17 protein-coding genes are annotated in these 24,484 nt (G+C 40.6%); 3 read left to right on the forward strand and 14 right to left on the reverse strand.

Features of this window, described 5'->3' with window-relative positions:
* Positions 1-22: 22 nt before the first annotated feature.
* Positions 23-2,002 (forward strand): alpha-amylase family glycosyl hydrolase, encoded by a 1,980-nt coding sequence (locus CIL02_RS01105; protein WP_094398644.1) that lies wholly within the window; start codon positions 23-25, stop codon positions 2,000-2,002.
* Between the two features lie 242 nt (positions 2,003-2,244).
* On the opposite strand, the gene CIL02_RS01110 is transcribed toward CIL02_RS01105, so the two are convergent.
* The 5 genes from CIL02_RS01110 to CIL02_RS01125 all read right to left on the reverse strand — a co-directional run bounded on the left by CIL02_RS01110 (position 2,245) and on the right by CIL02_RS01125 (position 9,870).
* Positions 2,245-2,985, reverse strand: a complete 741-nt coding sequence (locus CIL02_RS01110) for a hypothetical protein (protein WP_094398645.1) — start codon at positions 2,983-2,985, stop codon at positions 2,245-2,247.
* Positions 2,986-3,936: 951 nt separating this feature from the next.
* A complete protein-coding gene (locus CIL02_RS01115; protein ID WP_170934976.1) occupies positions 3,937-5,913 on the reverse strand; it encodes a hypothetical protein in 1,977 nt (658 codons plus the stop codon).
* The gene (locus CIL02_RS01120) at positions 5,891-7,885 is read right to left on the reverse strand and encodes a reverse transcriptase family protein (protein WP_094398647.1); all 1,995 of its coding nucleotides are present in this window, start codon (positions 7,883-7,885) and stop codon (positions 5,891-5,893) included. The genes CIL02_RS01115 and CIL02_RS01120 overlap by 23 nt, the downstream gene beginning before the upstream one ends.
* A gap of 282 nt (positions 7,886-8,167) precedes the next feature.
* Positions 8,168-8,341: a hypothetical protein gene (locus tag CIL02_RS16195; RefSeq protein WP_170934977.1), complete on the reverse strand. Its 174-nt coding sequence runs from the start codon at positions 8,339-8,341 to the stop codon at positions 8,168-8,170.
* A gap of 59 nt (positions 8,342-8,400) precedes the next feature.
* Positions 8,401-9,870 carry an RNA-binding domain-containing protein gene (locus CIL02_RS01125; RefSeq protein WP_094398648.1) on the reverse strand — a complete coding sequence of 490 codons (1,470 nt, stop codon included), beginning with the start codon at positions 9,868-9,870 and terminating at the stop codon, positions 8,401-8,403.
* Positions 9,871-10,408: 538 nt separating this feature from the next.
* Here CIL02_RS01125 and CIL02_RS01130 point away from each other — a divergent pair.
* Positions 10,409-10,663, forward strand: a complete 255-nt coding sequence (locus tag CIL02_RS01130) for a hypothetical protein (protein WP_094398649.1) — start codon at positions 10,409-10,411, stop codon at positions 10,661-10,663.
* A complete protein-coding gene (locus tag CIL02_RS01135; RefSeq protein WP_094398650.1) occupies positions 10,660-10,962 on the forward strand; it encodes a type II toxin-antitoxin system RelE/ParE family toxin in 303 nt (100 codons plus the stop codon). Before CIL02_RS01130 ends, CIL02_RS01135 begins: the two co-directional genes overlap by 4 nt.
* Positions 10,963-10,985: 23 nt before the next feature.
* On the opposite strand, the gene CIL02_RS01140 is transcribed toward CIL02_RS01135, so the two are convergent.
* The 9 genes from CIL02_RS01140 to CIL02_RS01180 all read right to left on the reverse strand — a co-directional run bounded on the left by CIL02_RS01140 (position 10,986) and on the right by CIL02_RS01180 (position 24,464).
* Positions 10,986-11,603, reverse strand: coding sequence for a hypothetical protein (locus CIL02_RS01140; RefSeq protein ID WP_094398651.1), 618 nt, complete (start codon positions 11,601-11,603; stop codon positions 10,986-10,988).
* Between the two features lie 204 nt (positions 11,604-11,807).
* Positions 11,808-12,251 (reverse strand): hypothetical protein, encoded by a 444-nt coding sequence (locus tag CIL02_RS01145; RefSeq protein WP_094398652.1) that lies wholly within the window; start codon positions 12,249-12,251, stop codon positions 11,808-11,810.
* 477 nt (positions 12,252-12,728) lie between these two features.
* A complete protein-coding gene (locus tag CIL02_RS01150) occupies positions 12,729-14,195 on the reverse strand; it encodes a hypothetical protein (RefSeq protein WP_094398653.1) in 1,467 nt (488 codons plus the stop codon).
* A 324-nt stretch (positions 14,196-14,519) separates the two neighbouring features.
* A complete protein-coding gene (locus tag CIL02_RS01155; RefSeq protein WP_094398654.1) occupies positions 14,520-16,124 on the reverse strand; it encodes a nucleotidyltransferase family protein in 1,605 nt (534 codons plus the stop codon).
* 6 nt (positions 16,125-16,130) lie between these two features.
* Positions 16,131-16,883 (reverse strand): WecB/TagA/CpsF family glycosyltransferase, encoded by a 753-nt coding sequence (locus CIL02_RS01160; RefSeq protein ID WP_094398655.1) that lies wholly within the window; start codon positions 16,881-16,883, stop codon positions 16,131-16,133.
* A gap of 4 nt (positions 16,884-16,887) precedes the next feature.
* Positions 16,888-18,126, reverse strand: coding sequence for a glycosyltransferase family 4 protein (locus tag CIL02_RS01165; RefSeq protein WP_094398656.1), 1,239 nt, complete (start codon positions 18,124-18,126; stop codon positions 16,888-16,890).
* Between the two features lie 134 nt (positions 18,127-18,260).
* Positions 18,261-21,578, reverse strand: coding sequence for a hypothetical protein (locus tag CIL02_RS01170; RefSeq protein ID WP_141210073.1), 3,318 nt, complete (start codon positions 21,576-21,578; stop codon positions 18,261-18,263).
* Between the two features lie 422 nt (positions 21,579-22,000).
* Complete coding sequence (locus CIL02_RS01175; RefSeq protein ID WP_141210074.1) at positions 22,001-23,398, reverse strand: hypothetical protein; 1,398 nt, start codon at positions 23,396-23,398, stop codon at positions 22,001-22,003.
* A gap of 19 nt (positions 23,399-23,417) precedes the next feature.
* Positions 23,418-24,464, reverse strand: coding sequence for a glycosyltransferase family 4 protein (locus CIL02_RS01180; protein WP_094398659.1), 1,047 nt, complete (start codon positions 24,462-24,464; stop codon positions 23,418-23,420).
* Between the last annotated feature and the right edge of the window lie 20 nt (positions 24,465-24,484).

Below are 24,484 nucleotides of genomic sequence, written 5' to 3' on the forward strand. Positions count from 1 at the left end.
AACAAATCTTACCTACAACAGTATGAAACATATTTACTCACTACTTCTTGCGCTTGCCACCCTGCCACAGGGGATGAGCGCACAGGGATGGCCCGCCAACTACGACGGCGTGATGCTCCAGGGGTTCTACTGGGACTCTTTTGACGATACACAATGGAAAAATCTGCAGGATCAGACCAAGGATCTGGCAGGCAACTTCTCATTAGTATGGATTCCGCAGAGCGGCAAGTGTCTGGAGACTTACCAGACCATGGGTTACACGCCATACTATTACTTCAACCAGAACTCGAGCTTCGGCACAGAGAGCGAGCTGCGCGACCTCATATCGTCGTTCAAGGCTGCAGGAATAGGTACCGTGGCCGACGTGGTGGTAAACCATCACAACACCACGGGATGGTTCACCTTCCCTGCCGAGACCTACAATGGGGTGACCTACCAGCTGCTGCCTACTGATATCACGGCCAACGACGACGGCGGCAAGACTGCCCAGGAGGCTGCCAGGCAGGGCGTTGCGCTCGGTACCAACAACGACGAGGGCGAGGACTGGGGAGGCATGCGCGACCTCGACCACAAGAGCCAGAACGTGCAGAACATCATCAAGGCTTATGTCAGGTACCTCAAGGATGACCTCGGATACACGGGCTTCAGATATGATATGGTGAAGGGCTTCGCGGCATCCCACGTGGCAGACTACAACAAGGCAGCGGGAATAGAGTTCTCCGTGGGCGAATACTGGGACAGCAACGCCAATATCAAGTCCTGGATAGAGAACACGGGCAAGAACAGCGCTGCCTTCGACTTCCAGTTCCGGTACAATGTACGCGACGCTGCCAATGGCGGCAACTGGACATTGCTCAACAGCACCAACAACCTCATGCACGATGCCACGCTCAGGCAGTATGCCGTGACATTCGTCGAGAACCACGACACCGAGTACCGCTCAGCATCATCGCCACAGGACCCGATAAAGAAGGACACGCTCGCCGCCAACGCCTACCTGCTGGCTATGCCCGGCACACCGTGCGTGTTCCTGAAGCACTGGATGGACTACAAGGATGAGATTGGAGCCATGATAGCGGCACGAAAGGCTGCTGGCATCACCAACATGAGCAACTACGTGAAGAAACAGATCAACCAGAACTACTACGCCGTGGTGGTAAACGGCAACCTCTATGCCGCCATGGGAAAGACCGACATGATGACGGCACCGGGCAACGGGTGGACGAAGGTGCTCGACGGATACCATTACGCTTACTATCTGGCAAACACTCTCGAGACGGCATTCGCCGACAAGGCATCGGGCATAAGGAACGGCGCATTCAAGGTGAGGCTCTATGCCGTAACTGACGACGCTGCCGCAAAGGTGGTATACACCACCGACGGAACAGATCCTACGGCACAGAGCACCGCCGTGACATCGGGGACGGAGATTACCGTCTCTGACAACTGCACGCTGAAAGTGGGAATACTCTCTGCAGGCAAGGTCAAGGGCATCATCTCGCGCGACTATGTAATAAAGGTTGTCGAGGACGTGCCCGACGTATTCGATACTCCTGCACCAGGATATACCTTCCACGCATACTTCGTGGCACCAACCACCTGGAAGAAGGACATCCTCTGCTGGGCATGGACATCCACGCAGAACTACACTGGCGGCACGTGGCCAGGCACCAAATGTTACAAGATAAGGAAGAACGGCAACAACGAGTACGTATGGCAGTGGTGCTACTACGGTGATATCACTACTCCACCGACGGGCATCATCTTCAGCAATAACGGCTCTCCGCAAACCGACGACATGACATTCGTCAACGGAGCATACTACAACATCAACGGCAAGACTAACGGCATACAGGCAGCGACAGCCACGAAGCCAGCCATATCGGGCAACATATACAGCATCGACGGCCGTCTCGTGCGACGCAACGCCTCATCGACAGCCGGACTCTCCAAAGGTGTATATGTCTATAACGGCAAGAAAATTGTAGTGGATAGCGAATAAACAGAAAGCAGCAGGACCTCAAGAAGGCTCCTGCTGCTTTCTGTTTATGTGGGTTCTATAAATTCGCCCTGTCAGATTATATTTTGACCTTGTTCATATAGCCTGGACGCAATAATGCTCTGCTTTACAGATGCAACAAGTTTGTTACCATTCATTTATATTATTACCGCATGGTCTTGCTTAACCTTGCCTGTGCTCTTTCTTTTGTCAAGGCCTTGGATTCTTTGTAATGATAGAATGTGTTAATATTCTTCTTTGCCATCTTCAATTTGAAGAATTGATGTGTATATGCTTGTCCATTTCTTCATGTATGTTGAGAAAACCGCATATTTATGAATATGAGTATATTTCTTTTTAATATACATTTGTATTTCCTGCATGTTAGCATTGATTGTTTCCATCATGATAAGGCATTTTGAATTTTCATCAAAATACCCTATCATGTGGTCTTTATTTTTTGAAATTGAATCAATAGCAGCAAAGACCATTTCCGAGATGGCATCATACGTGTCTTCAAAATCATGCCCTCCTGCTTTAGCATATAGTAGTGCGTTGGTAAAAGCACGAAGAGCATTCCAATAGTATCTTTTGTCCTTTTCCTCATAATGATACCCTTTTGCCATTTGGTATCTCATCCTACCAATTGTATATGCGTTAAAATAAAGACACTCGAATTTTGCTTCTTTGAGTTCTTGTATTTCTTGTGTCAAGATATTCTTCTCTTTCTCAAATTCTTTTAGCTTCTCAGAAGCATAAATGAAGTTCCAAATCTGAAAACCTACAATAAAAGTAGTACAAATGGATACGAATGTACCCAAAAAGGCATTTATATCCACTTCATCAGGACATACGAATCTGTCAAACACAAACAGATATACTACAAGGGAAACTTCGATAATTAAAACAATGACAGATAGGACTATCATCAATTTATTCCATTTGCTTGCATACATAATCATTTCGTTTTGATTTAACTTATTCATCGATTAAAAATTTATTGATTAAGCAATTTCTAAGGTACAGGGGACAGGACACTGTCCCGCAGGAATAGACAAAAAATAATCTCAAATGTTTTAAAAAATTTGAGGAGGCGGGACACTGACCCCTCCTCCGTCCGCCTGCGGACATCAGTTTAAATTCTGTTTAAATTCCGATGATTCACATTCCTTTCCCCCGTCCGCCTGCGGACCTCCATCCGTGTCCATCTGTGTCATCTGTGGATATTTATTATTTTCTAATTGCCGTTCTCCAAAACAGTCCGCCTGCGGACCTCCGTTTCATCCGTACTTTCCGTGTGAAGACAATCAACAATTAATCATCAGTCATCAATAATCAGTAATCGAAAGACGTTCACCCACATCGTCCGCTTGCGGACATCCGTGTCCTCCGCATTTTCCGTGTGAAGACAATCAACAATCAGTCATCAATCATCAATAATCAATAATCATTCATCATTAATCGAAACTTGTTCCCCATCTCCGTCCGCTTGCGGACCTCCGTTTAAATTCCGTTTAAATTCCGATGATTCATGTTCTCCCCCGTCCGCTTGCGGACATCCGTGTCCTCCGCATTTTCCGTGTGAAGACAATCAGTCATCAGGAACTTGCGTAGCTTGATGAGCTCTGCTTAATATAAACGATGTGCGAATAATCAGCAATCAGGAACTTGCGTAGCTTGATGAACACCGCTGAAAATTTATAATGTGTGAATAATCAATCATCAATAATCAATCCTTTATTCAGCCTCCCGAGTATAGAAGTCATCTCCGTCCCATTCGAAATGGTCATACACCTGCTTCCGTTCATACTCTCATCCCATGAAACGCAAAAAGTCCAAACCCTTGCGCACGGCAGCCACATTGTCGCCCGCCATAGCCAAGTCATTAAACTCCTTGAATCGTGGATATGCGTTAATAATCTTTCGTGACATACATTTCAAAAATAGTTGGATATGCTTTCAATACATTTCACAAGACGTAGATAGCCATTCTTTCCACTATAGATATACTCATAAGAGGTACCGTCAACATTATATTGATGGACATATTCATTACGGGCACGTATCATTTCAATACCTTCATCAATAACAGTAGAATCGGAAATCCCGAAAATAGTACCAAGTAAATCTCTTAGTTTATCAGGATTTGTTGTTCCTCGACCAAATTTATCGCAAAGAATGGCAATAAACATTTCCAAAGCCACGAATGCAAAAGCCGTACAGTTTTTATTGTCCACTCCATTCGCCTTGGAAATCAAGTTATAAGAAATGTCCAATTGCACCTTTAGGGAGTTTCTTGTTTCTTCTGTAAGTATTCCATTGGAATTGTTGGAAATGTTGGCTTTGATGGTCTGGATTCTCATAAATGATTCACTCAAATAACCCTTCTGCCTGCATTTCCTTATACATTCGACCAAGTTCAAGGCATTGTATAATGACACTTCGTTACTAAAACTATAAAAAGGAGACTCCTTCAGATAATATCCGTCCGCACCATTGTCAATCAGCGCTTTAAGATTCCATGACTTATTTGTAGCAGTCAACATGATTACCTGATTTCCCGGATTGGATGTCTTGATACCCTTCAGCACTTTCATACCTGAGAACAGATCAATTTCCTTATTCTCAATTTCTTCCGAGGACAATAATCTGAAATCAAGAAATATGACATCATAATAGCCTTCCTTTATATGTTCACGACATGCCGTTGGTATATCCTCATACCCTGCAATCTCCTTAGAAATCACATCCATGGAATCCAGCTTATTGATACATCTGGAAATCACCTCTTTCCAACCGTCATCAGCCTTGTCATCAATAATCAGGTAACGCCCTCCCTTGGCCTTTAAACTCTGTTTGATTATTTCTCTCTTAGGAATGATACTGCCATCAGAACTGCCACTCCAATCCATGCACGACAATGAAGCATATTTGAACAACTGATTGTTTTTAGCCCCCTCTATGTATTGACGGATATTTTCGTCATTTTCACACAAGAACCTGTTTAGTACCATCAGGCCCCATTCATTGGCTAACGAATGATGTCCATACTGAGGCATTGGGCTAATGGATAAAGCGTCAAGGAATCCTTCCTTATAAGACATAGAATCCAACCGCTTTGTTGACCTCAGCAAAGAGTCTATCTCATCCATCTTTCCTACAGCGAACCCGTCTGTCATCAACAGAGTGGCAGATTGTTCTTTTCTCTCCTCTATTGATAGCCCATTGTTGTTAACAACAATTATTCTGGCAATGGCAAGTTTGCCCAGTTCCTCAACAGACAAGCGAATGGTCATTGCATAATCCAAACAATTATATTCAGGAGATAATAATGAGAATATGATAGTATCTATGTCCTTATCCTCAAACGGAGTCAATTTGTGCACCAACTCCTCACTCCCAAAGGATTCAATGACGGAAATATTTGTAGACGGTAGTATAGCTGAGCTATTTATAATGGAGCCGTCACCTATGACAATTACATTCTTTATACGATTCTTCTCAGTTTCTTCAATCAGGGCAAGGTCTATCACATCTTTTTCCATATAGTTTGTGATTAATACCGGAAGTTTGTTGTAAAATATATCCTTTGAACATTCGACGTAACCATCATCAATATCCGTTTCAGTCGTACCTTTGGAATATTTAACTACGGGAATGCGTCCTCCCATCTCACAAATGTCACAAATAATATCCTGCAGAAGGTTATCACCAGAAACATATTTATTGTCAGACAATATCCTCAATGAGCTATGAATACATATACAAGACGCATTTTCCAAAACACTCTTATCAAAAGAGTTGTCTGGTCTTATCCATTCGACAACGCTACTGTATTTTCCATCAACTATATAGGGGCAATGAGTTGTCATCTCGCCATATTGGTCATCATCAATGATGTATATCTTCTTCAAGTTTGTTTCCATAAAAAGTTAATATATGTGTAAATCCAACAGGTTTATCAGTCACTTCTTCAATTTCATCCACATCACTTTCTCTCAGAATATTCCATTTTGCAGGCTTTTCGTTCCAAACTGATAAAACCGACCAATTGCAATATCCACTGAGGTCATGTTTTAGCGTAGCAAAGTCGCCCCCGCCTCCATGTAGTTTTGGTCGCAACTCATCTACTCCCTTTTCCGAATAAGAATCCTGTTGTGTTATTGTCAAGATATGACACCTCCTATTCTTGATGTCTTCCTTATGATAATGAATGTTTACATCTTTCTTGTCATTTCGGGATGCAAACATTTGGAAAATTCTCTGTACGCTTTTCTTGAGAATAAACACATTTGTATAAAAATCGGCCTTATTAAGCTCGTTTTTATCCATAGTAATGTTCAGCCCATATTTCGGGTCATTCCAAGAAACGCACAGATTATACAAACACCGCATCCTGACACGAATAGTATTCTTAAATCTTTCAATTACTTCCTTGTGGTCACCAAGAATAGGATGTCCTTCACCACCCACGAAATCACTATAGGTTATCCTTTGATCATGTCCTTCGTAGTCAATCCAATCTGTCTTTTTGTAATATTTTCCAATAACAAATACATTGACAAGAGCCCACAATGACGTTGGAATCTGGCTATAATTCGAATAATTCTTTAAAATGCCGATACACTGTTCTTTCAGTTTGTCCACTGACCATTCCTCACCCTCAGGGAAGTCATGGGTCAGATATTTAAAGCCCTCAGGATAATCAAACAAGTGAAAGAACTTTTGTGTTTCTTCGAGATTGTGAGGAACAACCTTCCGCAATTTCTTCTCTCTTGATTCCCGCCTTTTTTCTTTCTTGCTTAACTCAGCACCTAATAATTTATCCAATCTGCCTTTTAAAGCCAGATAGGTAGAATCATTAGCACCTTTCACCATCTTGACATATTCAATCTTTCCTAACAAGACGTTTTCAAGAGTGCCGATTTCAGATAGGGTCTTGTCCTTACGATTCGAATTGTGGAGAGCGAACCTGTAACTTGCGGTTTTTTCGCCAAAACGCTCCCAGATATAGAGCAAAGACCGGATTTCTCTTATGTAACTCCTCGGAACATTCACTTTATCACTGATAACCAAGCCTGTCACCTCCTGATGAGCACCTCTTTTCATCAGAGAAGTCTTGCTTTCGTTTACGACAAAGTTCTCTTCATGAATGGTTGCATATAGTTTTATAATAAACTCCGACTTTGGCGAGAAAGCGTTATACATACCGCTGAATGTCATGTCATCAGCGTATCTCGTATATATCAGATTATTCTCCCTTGCCAGCTTTCTCAACTTCCAGTCCAGCCTTTCGCATACGATGTTTGACAGGATAGGAGAAGAAGGTGCCCCTTGCGGTAATACACCTATCTTAGTATCATCATCATTTATCAACTCATAACAACACACATTTGCGATAGCATTAGCTATGGCTACAGGAAAGTTCAGCGGCGGCAACTGCAATTTCTTCCATACACGTGCCTGATGAATGCTCGGAAAGAAGTCCTTGATGTCAATATTGAATATGTAATTCTGGAATACATGCGGATAAGCATTCTGCATGATACAACGCCCTTGCACAAAGCCATTCACATTGTTATATGGAGTATATATGAGTTGAAGCATCAACGATATCGCCTTTTGGATATCCTTCAGTCCCATGAAGGGGGCTATGATATGCCTTTTGCCATCATTGTATTTTTTTCTGATGTCAAATTCCTTATAATACTGGTTCCTGTTCGTTTTAGAGCTAATATAATACTCAAAGTTGCTTCTGTTGATTGGATAGAAAGAGATGCCTTCTGTTTCGGCATAGTGCTTCTTCACCTCATTCAGAACATAAAATAGGTCTAAATGAGTTCGCATCTTTTTGATTTCACATCGAAGTGTGCTTATATCTTTCATCCTTTTTATGTTAAAACCCGAGGGCTACTCTTCTTTGTATAGATGATCGCCAAGCGAGAGCGTAAGCGTAACAAACAAACATTTTTTATCCCTCATTTCTGGGGACATCTGTCAAATGACGACAGACGGTACAAAAGCTTGCCCTCGGGTATAATTTAATCTTTCATACTATCTTTATCCGTGGTTACAGCAAAAATAACGTCTCATCTCATCTTTTTTAGCTGAACTTATCGAATCCTGTCCTTTCATATCGAAAACATTGGTCTATTGTTTCGGTCATTCCTATAGCATTTTCTTATTGAATATCCCATAGCCCTGATGACATTCCGTCTCCATGATTTTCTGCCATGCCTCCCGATTCTCCTCTGTGACATAATCGCAACTTGCTCCCATCACGCCGCCAAATCGACTTGTCTCAATCTGGAATGTCCAATAGGATTTATTCTTATAGTCCATATGACATTAATTGCTATTCATTATGGGTACAGCGACCTGTCCCGATGATAGATTGTTTTTCAAGACATCAAAGCAGAGTCTTGCAAAATATACCTCTGCTTAGGGCTGTTCTTATCTCCAAGCACGGGTTTAAGCAGATCAGCCTCCAACAGTGGGGTGAGAATTTTGCGACGGAATGAAGTGCGGCTCTCATAGCCCGTGGCCTCCATCAACTCCACCACTGATTTCGGCAGCTCGCACAGGTGAAGCACCACACGCGCATTGTTCCGCTCCGTCTTTGGCAGCTTCGGACATCGCTCTGTCAAGTCGGGATACAAATCCATCAGATTCACACCCTTGGCGCCCTCCATGGCAGAAGTGGCGACTCCCACCACAGGTCGTCTGAACCTCACTGCAAACTGGTTGCCCGATTCAGAGTTGTCGAATTCCATCTGTGCCCCCTCCTTGATAGCACGCAGGATACCTGTTCCGATGCCCCTGTATTGCATGGTGCGTGAACAAAACTGAGCCATCAGCGGATTCCTCTGCAACGTATTACCGAACCTCAGGTCATCCACCGTCATCCCTGAAGGCAATGTACCCGGACTGATTATCTCCACCCTATTGTCAAAAATCAGGATGCGTATAGGTGCATTGGCTATATACTCCCTGTGTACCAAGGCGTTCTGAAGGATTTCCTCCAAAGCAATCTGCGAAATCTCCAATTTCCCCACAGAGTTGAATCCCTGACCAGCCTGTACACTATGCAGATTCGCCTTTAGGAACGACATACCTTGCTCGAATAGCAGAGGCACCGTTCCCACAATATCCTTGCTGTCGCGATACTCCAGCCCACCCATATCGTTGCCATAGAACGCCACAGCCTTGATCATCATCGAAGGCATATATTGCTGAGGTGCGAGTCCGAAAAACAGCAGGCCAGCCAAGGTACATTCGCCATTTGATGCCAGGATATGCAGATTCTCCAACAACCGCTCGTAAGGCACTCCCATATCGTCCACAGGTTTGCCGAAATTCTTCGTGCAATACTCTTCCACCAAACTACGGTTAACATCAGCCATGTTCGTTCCTCTCACTTTTTCATGGTCAGGATAATACGTACCTGACTGATGGAACAGGCGCAGAATCTCGGCATTCTCTGTCACTCTGCGCTTGTCAGCTCCTTGCTTCACATAGATGTCGCCCGACAGATTCTTGTATGGCTTGTTAACTCCTTCATCAACATACGCCACCAATATAGACCTGTCTTCATTAACCGGAATCGTCTCCGTTTGCAGGTAGATAGTTGGTTTCACATGTTCCTGCGCCGTATTTCCCAACTCTCGACTTGCCACCTGAACCTCATCATAACTCAGCCCCACAATCTCACCCGTCTTGTCTTTGCAGCCAATAATTATCATTCCACCCTTGGCATTAGCCATGGCCACGAGCTCTTCTGCCATCTGCTTTTGGGTAGTAAAGTGCTCCTTGAATTGCACGCGGCTATTCTCTCCACACCTTATTATTTCTAAAATCTGTTCCTTATTCATATATTCATATTGGTCAAGTGCCCCATGTTAATCTGCTAGGATTTGGTTAAGAGTTAACCAGATTCATCGCAAATTCGCTGCAAAGATACAATTACATTTTGAATTTTGGTCAAGACTTGACCATATTTTCATATTTCACCCTTGTTTTTGATAATTATCAGCAATTTCATCACATCGAAGTCTTTGTTCCTTCCCCCATCCACCTGCGGACAAAAAAATCTGTGTCCATCTGTGTCATCTGTGGATATTTATCATTTCTAATTGCCGTTCTCAAAAAGAGTCCGCTTGCGAACCTCCGTTTAAATTCCGTTTAAAATTCCGATGATTCACATTCCCCCACATAGTCCGCCTGCGGACATCCGTTTCATCCGCATTTTCCGTGTGAAGACAATCAATAATCAATCATCAGTAATCAGTAATCAGTCATCAATCATCAGTACTACATGATTTATGTAATTAACGTTAATTATTTGGGCATATATGCCGTATATACGAAATATATTATATATCTTTACAGCTGAATTAAAGCATATGACTTATGAAAACAGAGACATTAACACCATCCAAAAGAAAGATCATCAATCTTGATGAGTCCACCTTCAAGACCCTCTCCATCATGGCTATTGAGAACGGAACGAACCTTAAGAACTATATTGAACATTTGCTTTCCGATATAGCAGACAATTACGAGGACGCACGTCTATATGCCAAGCTGAGTAAGGAACGTCCCGAAGGACACGTCATGCTCAACGAACAGGAAAAGGCAGAATTTGAAGATTGGTTAGGCGTATGAATGTAGATTACTCCAAGGACTTCAAAAAGTCCGTTAAGAAACTTTCCGGCAAGATGCTTGACTCCGTGCGAAGAGTCATTGCGGAAGTCAAGAGTGCCGAAAGCATTAAAGACATTACCAACTGCAAGAAACTTGTCGGCTATCGCAACGTCTATCGCATCCGAATAGGCGACTATCGTGCATTCTTTACATTCCATATTGAAATCGTCAATGACACTGTATTCTTCAGATATCTTGTCCCCCGAGGAGAAGCCTATGGCAAGAAGACACAGGTAGAATTGAAACGTATGGATGAGTAACTTCATTTTTGTAACTCAATCAACTAGTCATTAATAATATCTTCAGTATTACTGTTATAGTAACAATTTTCGCAACCTAAACCAAATTGAACGAACCAAATACAATCAGTGAACTTTTGTCCGCTTTTCACTTCTTCTTGTACGTCTAATCCAACAGATTCTTCACCTACTACTGGAAGTCTAATCAAACTGATTTCTTTGATACCTTTAGATTCCAGTATTTTGATATGCCTATATAATTCTTGAAACAGTTGAATTAAGTTGAGGTAATTATTCTTCCCTACATTCTCAATACTAATTGTTATATCATTGAAAAGAAACTCAAGACTTTGAATATCTATAGCCCTATTACATTCAATAAAACGTTGAAGTGCATTCCAAACTTTCTTGAAGATGATTTTTGTTATGTCAAACGCCACTCCTGGCAACACTACATTTGATAAGAATGAGCGTAAATTAATGTCCGCAAAGAATTGGAATATAATTTCTGTTCCCTCGCAAGCTGCAGGATGCCACTCTTTTCTAAATTGAACAGGACAATTCTCTTTTAGTTCATTCACTAAATCATCTGTTCCTTCCAAAATACTATAAGAATTCACATTGATGCGAATCCATATGTTTGTTTTATCTATGTTAATCATATACTATATAATATCTCAAAATTCGGTGAGTTCTCGATTGAACCGTAAACGACCATTATAACGCCCCCCTTTTTTCTGCATTTACGAGATTACTTTTTTATGGTCAAGGATTATGTATTATGTGCCGGAAACATTGACCGATGTAGAGTACATATCGCCATACAGGCAAGACGAAGCCTATCTTATCTTGCACTATCATTGACATCATTGCAAAAGCCAAGAAGCAAACAACGATGCACTAACTCCAACAGCCCATTCTAATGCGATTTGCAAAATATGCTTTTTCTTATCAGTCTTCTCACATGGAATCCTTTTAAGCTTACCTATTCTCACTAAAGGTTCATAAGGCTTTGATCGATAACCAATAAAAATAATAAGAGTACCTATAATCATAAATACTATAGGAGGTATTACGAAAGTATATTGGTCATTTATCATCTCAATAATACCGAGCGAAAAAAAAGTGATACCAACGATTCTTATCGCCAAAACCAGAAGAAGTGAGAGAGCTCCCAAACAATATTCAAGTAGCACAGCTAAATTTGCTGATGAAGATGAAGCTGCCGAGGCATCAATTTCAGCTGTACAACCAATAATAATACATACAGCAAGCAGCATCAATATATAACCAAATAATTCTTTTTTCATTGCATTATTTACTCTTTAAACCTATTAATCAATCATCAATAATCCACAATCTTTCATCATTAATCGAAACTTGTTCCCCATCTCCGTCCGCTTGCGGACCTCTGTTTAAATTCCGTTTAAATTCCGATGATTCATGTTCTCCCCCGTCCGCTTGCGGACATCCGTGTCCTCCGCATTTTCCGTGTGAACACCATCATTCATCGTTCATCATTAATCGAAACTTGTTCCCTCCATCGTCCGCTTGCGGACCTCCGTTTAAATTCCGTTTAAATTCCGATGATTCACGTTTCCCCACAAAGTCCGCTTGCGGATTTCCGTGTCCTCCGCATTTTCCGTATGAACACCATCATTCATCAATAATCTTTCATCATTAATCAAAACTTGTTCCCCTCCCCCGTCCGCTTGCGGACATCAGTCCAATCAGAAGATGGTTCAGGTACCTGTCCCCTGACCCTCTTTAAAGTTTTATACCATTATTTACGTTGGTTCTATACCTGTTATTTCAAGACCTTCCACATTGGATTTCAAAACGATATCCGAAAAATGCTTGATATAGTCTTCTGAATTATTGTTATAGGACTCTTCTACTTCATAATTTTTATTACCATACATTTTTTCATGATAAAAGCAACGCATACCAAAAGTTGTCCATTCTTTTATATTCATTGCTGACACCAAAGAAACATAACCATTGGCTCTAACTGATACAAAAGAAGCATCAAAAAGTCCCAAATCCGTACCAATATCCAAAAGAGGGCGTACATTCAAGAAGTCGCCACTTGTAGAAAGTATTCCTGTATGTAAATACTTAGATCGTATATTATACAATCCTTTGTAAATATTTCCCAATTTCTCGTTAAAATACTTAGTAATAAAATCCTTCACTCTTGCTCCAATTTTATACTTAACAGCACCACAACAAGCACATGTCTCATGGTCGCCATCCTCAAAAGAAGCAGTTTCAACGGCTGATAAATAATGCATAATACAATGAGTATATTTTTCTTGCCTGTTTTTCACTTGCTTTCTGATGGCTGCATAAGTCAAAGTTGGGAATGTAACCTTTACAACATCATCAAAATCCTCTTGCTCTTTCATGCCATCTTGAACATGTATGCACCCCAATAGGAAATACTTAACCAAATGTGTCAGACACAAGTCTCTCTCAACAAAGATAAATTGATCTAAGAATTGAAAGCCTTCTTTAGACAAAAGAACAGTATCACCCGAAATAGAATAACCATCTATATAGTTCTGCATAAATACAGGTTGTTCTTCCGTTATGTTATCTACCATAGAAGAATTTTCTATAAAAGGATAATCAAATAAAATATTTGTCTCAACAGCCAAGAATGCAACCAAATATTTCATTCTTTCCATTCCTATATGATAAGCTTCATACTTGTCTGCACAAGTTACATCAAAAGAAACATATATTTTCTCATTTTGAGAATACAGCTTAAAGTGATTACCTATATATGTATGGAAATTAAGTTTGTCAAACTTACTAAACAGCTCCACTTGATAATGGAATGTTTCCAACTGATTTATTTCATTCTTAGCTTGTAAAACAATAGCACGAAGTTTCTTATATGTAGGTTTATCATTATGAATGCCAGAATAAAAGCAAATACTATCGATATCACCTTTTGTAACATAAGAAATCGCCACATGGAAATTACCCAAAGCAGTATTGATATTTCCCAAAACCAATATTTGATTTTTCTTTCCAATATACCTTTGTGGTAGATAAGCCCATGGAGCAAAACCTTTACCATTAGAAGGTGCATATTGCAAGTCAAATAAATGCCAAAGTTTCCACAAAAAGTGGTTTGAATCCATTTCTCCTTTTATTCCCACATCAATACGCTCGAAGTCTTCGAAATCAACTTCTTTAACATAGTTGGGCAAAAACGGATTTGACACCTTAATTTTTAAGTTCATAATAAATATCTTTCTATTCGTTGTACTAATTTTTCTCTGCGGTAAAAAAAGCTAAAGTCCTGCGGCTTATAACCTTCCACTACAATATTTCACACTTATTTTTCGTTTCTCTCCACCACAAATAACCATGCCCAATACAACATTGGACAAGGCGACTGACTTCGTCAAATTCAGGAAACGCATTTCGCTTTTTACTAAGAAACTGCATCTGAGACAGTATGCCGACTGCTGTATCTATGTTCATCACCTGAAGATTGCTCAAGCTCAGTAATCAGAAACTTGCGCAGCTTGATGAGCTTGCGAATAATCAATAATCATTCATCATTAATCATTCATCAATCTCCATCCCAAGTGCCACACCCTAAACACCGGCTCCCACAGAGCCTCCTCTGGATAACTTCTCACGAGTCTCATCACCCGCTTCAGTTTCCAAATTCCGTGCTTCATCATTCCACCTTTTTTCAGCGCAGCATCCCGAGTGTCATATTGCCCAAAGTTCCCTCCTTTCATTATCTCCTCCAACAATTTCTTCCCCTCCTTCTCATTCGGCTCACAAATCATCCAAGGCGCAAAAACGATTTTTTCTTTTAATTGCTGTCCAATTTCTGATAATTGCTGTTCACCTCCCCCGTCCGCTTGCGGACCTCCATCCGCTTCCCTCCGTGTCCTCCGTGGACCATTTTCGTTTTCGTTATCGTTTTCGTTAGCCCCACCAAACACCTCGTTGAGCACCCACATCACGGCCCCTGCGAACTTCCCCATCCCAAACGACCGTATCACCGCCATCACCTCCTCCTTCGACATCACAGGCGTTCCCAGCCCTTCGTTCCACATCTCTTTCGTCTGCACGTCCTTGCACCCCATCACATCGTTATGCCACACACGTAGAGCGAAGTAATAATCCATCAGTTGGCGCAAGCCAACGCCTCCTTCAAAAACATGAGTATATAAGTGACACATCTGATATACCACGTTTACAGAAGAGGTCATCATAGAAAAGCCGAGATGAGTCTTATTCTTCATACACTCGTCAGTATGATGCTCAAACCATCTTTGCATCCTCCAGTTCCTCAGTGGTGACCTGAGAAATGCAGGACGGTAATGCACCTCCACCTCCGTGCCATCCATTGATGGAGCCTCGATATGATGATAGTAAACCTTAGGCTTTGCATCAATCCCGTGAAGCCTATACTGCATCCTCACATACTCACGAATCGCCTTATGACCATGATATTCTACCTTGTTCTTCCCCGTTTGAACCGCAATCTTAATTCCCCCGTCCGCCTGCGGACCTCCGTACCCATCCGTGTTTTCCGTGTGAACACCATCAGTAATCAAGAACTTGCGTAGCTTGATGAACACCGCTGAAAATATATTATGTGTGAATAATCGATCATCATTAATCAACTCTTGTTCTCCTCCATCGTCCGCTTGCGGACATCCGTTTAAATTCTGTTTAAATTCCGATGATTCACGTTCTCCCACATCGTCTGCCTTCGGACATCCGTGCCCCTCCGTGTTTTCCGTGTGAATTAAATACTTAATCGGTGTTGCCCACACGTCAATATCCCCAGGCATACGTCTTATACTTAACCCTTCAGGATAATTCAACAGATTCCCTTGCCCTTTTAGTATGCAGCATTGCAATCCATCATGTTCATACTGCTTGGTAATCTCCACACACTGCATATTGAGCTTTTCATTCATCCGCTCAATTTTCAAGGCATATCCGTACCATTGCAAACGAATATCGGCAGGACATTCCACACCCACCTCATGCAATTTCTCCACAGCAGCAAAGCCAATACCAAGCAAAGACTGCCGTTTGCAAAACTCAAACAACACCTGCCATTCATGGACAGAAGGAACAGCCGATAGCCGTTCCCTCAATCCCATGGCCACTTGTATAAACTCAAATTCAAGTCTCATCACAATTCACCTTATACCAATTGCTTCAAGCGTAATATTCCATAAGAACAACGGATTGCCCAATACATACCGTTTCCACATGCGTTTCGGCTCTTTTATCAATCTATACAGCCATTCCAACGAGTGATCCTGCCACCACTGCGGCGCACGCTTGTACGTTCCGGCAAAGAAGTCGAACACCGCACCGATGGTACCCACATGGCAATGAATGTTCAGTTCATTCCAATGCGAGTAAGTCCACTTCTCCTGCTTAGGAGCAGTCATGCCTATCCAAAGCAAGTCTGGGGCAGCAGCATTGATAGCCTCCACGATAGCCCTGTTGTCCTCATCCGTGAATGCCGGCTTATAAGGAGGAGAATAAGTCACCACCTCGATGTTCGGATATACTTCAGCTGCCTTCCTGCGAATCAGCTCCAGCACCTTCTCCGAGCTACCCATAAACATAACCCTCTTCTTTTTTTCGTTATGGTTTTCGTTATGGTTATCGTTCAACTTCCCCATTTCAAACTCGAAAAGATCCCATCCTGCTATACGCTCCTTGGGCAAGCTCTTCGCCTTTATCCATCGGCAGGCCTTCACTATGCTCACCCCGTCAGGAATAAGCACATCACCATTTGTCAGCGCCTCAGCAAAGAGCGAGTCCTTGCGGGCCGTATTATAAGAATGGGCATTTATCGTGTTGATAAGCAACTTGCCCTCTGGCAGCGAGGCAAGCTCCGCCTTGCTGCCTAAAATATCTAATTCTTTAAGTCTGAACATCTTATTATTTCCTTAAAATTTTCTCATACCACTCCATCATTGTCTTAGCCTTCTCTTCCCAAGACAATTCTATTTGTCTCTGCCTGCAGTTTGCTGACAGCTGTTTAAGCAAGCCCCTGTCATGCTCCAGTTCGTTAAGGATGCGGGCAAAGTCGTTGGCGGATTGTGCCGGATTGGACAGAGGAATCTTTCTGCCGACATTGGAGTCAATAACTGCCGCCATACCACAAGCATCAAAACAAACCACAGGCACATGGTTACTTATAGCCTCCAACACTACGGTAGAAGTATCTTCGCTAACACTTGTGAAAAAGAAAAGTTGAGCATTTCGCATAGCAGTATTAACAACATCGTTTGGCTGATTGCCATGCCATACAACCTTTTCTTTAATACCGATAGAATCTGCAAGTTTTTTTGCCGAAGCTATTTGCTCATCTGAACCACCACCAAAAATGTCTAAGACAATATTTGGATTACTCGCTATGGCAATTGCTCTTAATGCCAACGGCAACTGCTTACGGAAATCAAATTTTCCGACCCACATTACATGAAACTCTTGATCATCGAATCTATCCATAGAGACATTATCCGACAAGAAGCAACCGGTTTCTGGAATGACAACAGACTCAAACCCTTTATACTTCTTGATAGCACGATAAGAGTCAGGGATGGAACTAACCAGCACCTTAGCTGTCTTGAAAGCCTTACCTACCCTTTTATCATGCTTCAATTGCCAGATATTCAGGAAGTTCTTCAAGCGGTTGAATACTTTCATTTTCAAGCCAGCACCCTGCAGGTAAGCCGTAGGGAACTGTTTCAGGCCACCTATAGGACCCCAAACAAACGGCACCCCATTCTCTTGCGACAGTTTCCAGAGATAGCCTGGCTCACGGAATCCGATCATGTTGAGCTGATGCAGTACATCAATCTTCTCCACCTTACAGATATCCTTAGCCAAGAGATACGTCTTCCACTGCCATTCCCGATAATACTTATAGAAACGCCAGTCACCCTGGTTCCAGCACATCTTTCTGATATCCTCCGATACCGGATTATAATAGAAGTGCATGTTCTTCCCCTGTTCCAAGGTAGGCACCACCTCCTCTATTTTGTCCCGAAACTCCCCTTCGGTAATAATATACAACTCACAGAACCTGGCGAGATTGCTCACCCAGTTCCATGCCATTCCCTGCTCACTCCCCATACCCGGAGAGCAAGCGTATGCATTGATTAAGATTTTCATACATTAGTTTTTTTCATAAGATTTCCAACATGAATTTCTTTTTAGATAACAAAGATAATAACCGTCATAACTTTCGTGCAAAAAGGTAAAGAAATGAGAATTTATAATCATCCTTTGAAATAAACAGCAAATTATTATATATTTCTCATACTCTCTATCGTATCATCATATCGTTGAAGATACTTGTCAACGATTTGTGTTGCCAAGACATCAAGATGAGAGCATCTACTATAAATATTATTCAACTGAAGGTTCCGTAGCAGCTCTAAATTTTCGATAGCTTCAGCAATTGACGAAGACTCGTTCTCGCTTACACTATCATTCAAATCAAATGTTTGACAATCCGCCAGCTTCTTAGGCTTTATCTGCTTTAATAATTGTCTGCAAGACATATAAGGCTTCTTATGAGCCAACCATTGATAAACAGTTATAAGGCACAACATCTGATAATTTTCCCTCTCATCAAGTTGTTTGATCTCAACGCCGTCAACATAACCATCAAAGACCTGATGAAATAAGTTTTGCATTTTTCTCATCTTTTCCTGGGCATCCGACAATAACATAGTCATTCTTTGTACTTCATTGATAAACCCAAGTGAGGGTTGGTAGCACTGTCTGAAGAAGATTGTCAAACAAGTAGAATAATGTGAATAAAAGGAGTTTAATTCCTTCAAATTATCTTTTGAACGTTTGACATCATCATTCTCCTCTTTATTTTTTTCATAACCTAATCCGAATCTATTTATTTCAGATACAGGCAACTCTATGTTAACATTTAAAATCTTATCACACACATTTTTATAAGCAAAGTCCATTTTGACATTGTGCGCTTTATCAACCCTGTGAATCTCATCTATAGCCTGCCAATATTCTTTTATAACATCAACAAATAGTTTACGCAAAGTAATTAATTGGTCACAATAAGCCTTTCTGGACGGAAGAACATAGCTTCTTTCATATAGATGCACCATCATTATGCGTGGTTCTTGCATCTCGTCAAGCGGCAGGTTTCCTCTACTTATATGTTTTTCAAAAGGCAAATCTATATCTTTAAAAATATCATCTTTTATAATTTCTGAATGATATACATCTGCATTAGTAAAGGCTTTCCTAAGCAAATCAATATGATGCATATTAATGTTATGCATCATATCCCCATTTCCATAATGTTCTCCCGCAGTAAAATAATCGAAGAAAGAAATACATTTGACCTCATTATTATAAATACCAAACTCCAAGATATTATTTTGGATTCGAAATTGCTTAACGAAGTTTTCTTCAAGTTGATTATATGTGGTAGAATCATAACCAGCCAGTTTAAGACCAAGAAGTACATCTGCCATCTCATCCAAATCATTCGAATTTTCAGCCTCTATCATAAACTCTGAGAAATCAGGCTTGTAAGAGAGCTGTAGATTACATATTATTAAGAATTTTGCCAACCAATAATAGTCACGCCACTCGTTAGGTTTCTCCAAGAAAATAGAACTATCAAGCCATCTACGTAAAAAGTAAAAGACTTCAGTTTGCGATGAAAATCTTTTACTAACATCATCCATAGTAATTCCAATATGGATACCAAACATTTTATCTACAGACTCATCAAGTTCTATTTCCGTGAAGTTAACAGGCACCAAGTACTGCCAACACAGAGGCGCAGTTTGCCTTAACCAATCAAATGCAGCTTTATTGTTTTCAATATAATACTTCACTCCACACCACACCAATGTCCTTGCCACAATATACGCTTGCATAGAGTTTATCTTCTTTCCATCCAGTTCCCTTAAAAGAGAATCCGGCGTATATTTACCTTCATCTAAAAGGGTCATAAGGAACAAAGGATTGGTGTTTTCATTTATATGCTCAAACAATTCCATACCAATCTCCCATAACCCATTGTTAGAATTCCTAAACACCTCTTCAACTATGATATGAGTTCTAATGGGGTGAACATCTGAAAACCCATCATCATTATAATCAAAAAATTCACCTTTCATCTGGTCTATACATCGAGAAAACTCTATTGGGGAAAGATGACACAAGTTACGAATGACATCCACAGAAATATTACCCTGCAAGACATTTGACACAGCTACATACTGAAGGAGGAAGGCATTATCTTTATCCAGACTGGCTATCTGTCCAGATATTCTTGATCTAAGAGGAACACCTTGTGTCAGGAAATACACATATTCGAGCAATGTTTGAGGGTGACCGCAATCATTCCATGCCTCGTCAAATATATCAACACGACACAAGCGTCTTTCGCATAGATTATCAAAGATATCCCTTGCTTCAGACTCAGTTAAATCTACAGCAAGAGTAGAGAAATGAAGAGTTGTGTTTACCTTATTGAAACATCTATTCCAATCATCTTGTCGGATTGTAACTATGCATTTGACATATGGAGTATTCTCTATTTCATTTATCACTTGAATCCATGAAGTATCGTATGGTTGCACATCTAAATATACAAAAGCTTCACTCTTCAAGCCTTTAGAAATGTCTTTGATGGTAGCAATAATCTGCGATATGTTATTCTGATTTACATACTTAATCTCATATCGTAAAGGACAGCCACAAATCTTCAAAAAGCGATAAGCCAAACTGCTTTTTCCAGAACCTGAGACACCCGTTATGAAAACGAGACTATTGTCTTTCAGCTTATCATACAGCTGTTGCAACTTTTCTTCCCTTACTACATCATAATTCTTGGCAATATGAAATTCCTTTGCAGATACACCTTGATAATAAGATGTTTCAGAATTAGCATCTTCTTGATAATCTGACTGAAAAAGCGGAATCACCGTTAGTCCAAATTGAGTAAAGAATTCCTTTTGGCGCACAGAAAGCTGAATAATCCGCCCAACCTGGCAACACAAATCGTCATAGGTAGCAGACTTCCGATTTATCACAAGATAGCAAATCCACTGAATCAAATAATCCTTTACAATTAAAGGATCTATCGATGGAAAACGATTCTTCAAGACAGATTCAACACAGTTTTCCAACTCAGCTTCCGATTTAGACTGCCATAGGATTTTGGAAGCCAGTTTCTTGGAAGAAGCATAATCCAGATGAAGACTTTCCTCTTTTTTGAGCAGCTTTACAAGAGACGAGGCCTTGGTCAATTTATCAGAAATCAACCCCCAGTCATTGCCATGCCCTACCGCCACAAACGAGATTTTAACCTCAGAATTAGCTTCTAAACTATCCTTGCCACGAGAAAACAAAGAAGTGGACTTTGCCTTGGAAAACAGATCCGCATACCCGATTGCCCCAGAATAACATTTCACCTGTACGGTCTCAATAATTTTGCCACACAAATATATGTCTAAATCTTCTCTTCCTTCAGGCATGAATACCTCTTTAGAATCTGCAGACTCCAATATCCGATACAATGTATAGAGATATTGGACGTGATAACCATATAATGTTGAAGCTACTGACATAACTATAACTCTTTTTTATCAGATTCGTTTGTATTCAATTATATTATTTTATTGACTAATATGCTAGCTACAATCTTTAAAACCACGTCATCTATCATTTCTTTTGCAAGATTAGAAATTTTGTAAAAACAGCCTCTACTCTTCGCCTCTTTGGTTAAATTACGATGTTCTTGATTATTACACTTCAAAAGAGATATTACAGTATTTAAGAGTGCCGGAATGTTATCTTTTGGAGAACTAAAAATGACAATCACATTACAGACTCACATGTAGGAAGTCCACTTATCAACTATTTAACTGTATTCTCTTCATTTTTATATAGTTGAGAATAAGATGTACCTCTTGCATATTTTAATATCATATCCATAACACAATCATGCTTTTATTAAGAACTTTGTATATTTTTTCAGTTAGGAAAAACATTATCTTATCAATACTGCATTCCAGATAATAGGAATTTGTGTTCCTATCCACTTAATTATGTCATCAGCATTGTTGGTTAAATATGGTAACACTACGATAAGGGCAATGTTCCATACATATCTCAAGACCTTGACTCCATACAATTTGTCCAGCTTCTCAACATTATCAAAAGCCTTGTCATCATTCTGCAAGAGCAACTTTTCTCTTTCAACCTTTTTGGCTCTATAAAAAGCTTTCAGAGATGATATATACAGTTTTGCGCTCCATCTGGCATGGTTTACCCTCATTATGAACAACAGAGATACAATAAACCCAACCCACCAATTGGCGAACTTAAAACAGAGCCACAAGACTATGAGAATCAGGCCTTCATTATAAACGAACGTCTTAAAAAGAAAGTTGTGAATCTTGGCAAGTCCACCATTGTGGTCAGGGTTATATAAATCGATTTTTAACTTTTGATGCTTTAATGCCTCAAAAACAGGGAAATACAAAACAGTCATGTTGTATACATAAAGCAGCGATGCCACCATCATCACCCCACTTAGCATAAATGCAAAAGAACATATATGGAAAGAAGAGTTAGAAAAATAGTTGTATACAACTAACGAACTGATTCCTATCAAGCTGCCCAAAACAGAATACTTATAAGAACCAGCTTTTAGGTTTCTGTCCTTTACATATTTTATCTGACTTAGCATATTGATATTGCCATCAACATTTTCAAACAAGCTCAAATTGTAAGCTCTACGAGCAAAGTAATTGTAAAATGAAGCCAATCTAATTCCGCTCCAAAGAACCAACATCAACAACAAGAGATAAGGCAATACCTGTTTATACAAACAAACTGTTTCTTGATATGTCATTCCAAAGAACTCTCCTGTCCAAGGCTGTGCAAGACGCAACAACAGATAAGACGATAAAACGCAAAATATAAAGATCAGGAAAGGAACGACCGATATCAATTCTTGCTTAGAAAGCAAGTAAAAATCGAGAGGTTTAATCTTCACATCATCTACATTTTGTACATTCACAATCCTCTTGAACATTGCAATATTTTCATTGGCAGGGATATCGAAATCTTCAATCACGCGAGCACACCGTTCCTTGTCATGCTTGTCAAAACGACGCAAAGCAAGCAAGAACACATGTTCAAGCGGAAAATGTTCGTACCGTATCATAGGATAATCAAAAGCATGATGAACGACATTGTCTCTAAAAGCCAATGCCTTTTGCTTCCAAGAACCTTTTCCTTCATATACCGCAATAACATTATCACTTATTTCCCTGCATTTATCATCGGTCAAATAAAAGTCATAGTGCTCCTTGCACATATAGTTTCTATATATGCTATGGTTGCACCCGGGAATGTTGCAATGATCTTTATTGTATTTCATCTTTCGCGGTGTGTTCTTATCACTTCAACAGTTTAGTGTAAATATCCTCAAGAGCACGATTAAGATTCTTGACATTGAATGTCGTATGTGCCAACGCTAAAGAGGCACTTGCAATTTTTTCACGAAATGCATCATCACTAATCATTCTTTCCAGTTGGTTTGCCAAAACATCAACATCGCCAACAGGGAATACCAAAGCATTCTCACCATCAATCACGATGTCAGGCAAACCACCCACTGGGGTTACCACACAAGGAATGCCATAGGCCCAGGCGTCAAGCGCACCCATTGGGAAGCCCTCGCCATCGCTTGCAAGACAATAAATGGAAGCTCGTTGGAAAGCAAGGTCTTTAGCATGACCATTCACCCATCCTAAAAACACAACTTGGTCTTCTATACCACACTCTTTTGCAACAGCTTTAGCCTTATCTATCTCACCATTGCCAGCAATCACAACTTTCCAGTCAAGATGCTTTTTTGCGATCTTAGCGAAGCCCCGAATCAAGTCAGCATATCCCTTGCGAGGTATCACCGTTCCAGCAAACAAAATTTCATTTTGCTTCAGTTCTGGCTTACGTTCTACTATCGGACAAGGGTTATAAAGCACCTGTATATGTTCTGTCAAGCCCAGAGCATCTTTTATCCATCTACGCCATTGCTCAGATAGCACCAGCACCAGATCTGCTTTAGATAAGAGATTACGATACAGCTTCTGGTTATTAGGCTCATAAAGGAATTTCTCATTTGAAGGATGAAAATGCAAAATAGTCTTCTTATGTAATAACTTAGCCAATACAAAGAAGATCTTTTTTCTCCTTGCAGACTGAGTCGTAGCAACATGTATATGCACAATATCATACCACGGAAGCAACAGCATATATTCGATAAGTGCAGTAACGAGATACCACACTTTCCTCCACGCTGGACCATCTCTGTGAGTCTGTATCCAGCGACAATGAAATTTCTTCCATTGTTCCCCAGTCTCGTGAGCTTTCACTACCGAAGTAATACCACCACGAGTCTTTCTACTAGTGGCTACAACTAAAACTCTTGGATTATGTTTCATAACTTTTATATATTCATAAG

The sequence above is a fragment of the Prevotella sp. P3-122 genome, assembly GCF_002251365.1.
Lineage (GTDB): Bacteria > Bacteroidota > Bacteroidia > Bacteroidales > Bacteroidaceae > Prevotella.

Excerpts from the sequence above, each read along its gene's own strand:
- CIL02_RS01160 (WP_094398655.1), bottom strand. The coding sequence starts at position 16,883 with ATGTTCAGACTTAAAGAATTAGATATTTTAGGCAGCAAGGCGGAGCTT.
- CIL02_RS01130 (WP_094398649.1), top strand. The coding sequence starts at position 10,409 with ATGAAAACAGAGACATTAACACCATCCAAAAGAAAGATCATCAATCTT.
- CIL02_RS01170 (WP_141210073.1), bottom strand. The coding sequence starts at position 21,578 with ATGTCAGTAGCTTCAACATTATATGGTTATCACGTCCAATATCTCTAT.
- CIL02_RS01175 (WP_141210074.1), bottom strand. The coding sequence starts at position 23,398 with ATGAAATACAATAAAGATCATTGCAACATTCCCGGGTGCAACCATAGC.
- CIL02_RS01140 (WP_094398651.1), bottom strand. The coding sequence starts at position 11,603 with ATGATTAACATAGATAAAACAAACATATGGATTCGCATCAATGTGAAT.
- CIL02_RS01145 (WP_094398652.1), bottom strand. The coding sequence starts at position 12,251 with ATGAAAAAAGAATTATTTGGTTATATATTGATGCTGCTTGCTGTATGT.
- CIL02_RS01165 (WP_094398656.1), bottom strand. The coding sequence starts at position 18,126 with ATGAAAATCTTAATCAATGCATACGCTTGCTCTCCGGGTATGGGGAGT.
- CIL02_RS01110 (WP_094398645.1), bottom strand. The coding sequence starts at position 2,985 with ATGAATAAGTTAAATCAAAACGAAATGATTATGTATGCAAGCAAATGG.
- CIL02_RS01125 (WP_094398648.1), bottom strand. The coding sequence starts at position 9,870 with ATGAATAAGGAACAGATTTTAGAAATAATAAGGTGTGGAGAGAATAGC.
- CIL02_RS01155 (WP_094398654.1), bottom strand. The coding sequence starts at position 16,124 with ATGAGACTTGAATTTGAGTTTATACAAGTGGCCATGGGATTGAGGGAA.
- CIL02_RS01120 (WP_094398647.1), bottom strand. The coding sequence starts at position 7,885 with ATGAAAGATATAAGCACACTTCGATGTGAAATCAAAAAGATGCGAACT.
- CIL02_RS01135 (WP_094398650.1), top strand. The coding sequence starts at position 10,660 with ATGAATGTAGATTACTCCAAGGACTTCAAAAAGTCCGTTAAGAAACTT.
- CIL02_RS16195 (WP_170934977.1), bottom strand. The coding sequence starts at position 8,341 with ATGGACTATAAGAATAAATCCTATTGGACATTCCAGATTGAGACAAGT.
- CIL02_RS01180 (WP_094398659.1), bottom strand. The coding sequence starts at position 24,464 with ATGAAACATAATCCAAGAGTTTTAGTTGTAGCCACTAGTAGAAAGACT.
- CIL02_RS01150 (WP_094398653.1), bottom strand. The coding sequence starts at position 14,195 with ATGAACTTAAAAATTAAGGTGTCAAATCCGTTTTTGCCCAACTATGTT.
- CIL02_RS01105 (WP_094398644.1), top strand. The coding sequence starts at position 23 with ATGAAACATATTTACTCACTACTTCTTGCGCTTGCCACCCTGCCACAG.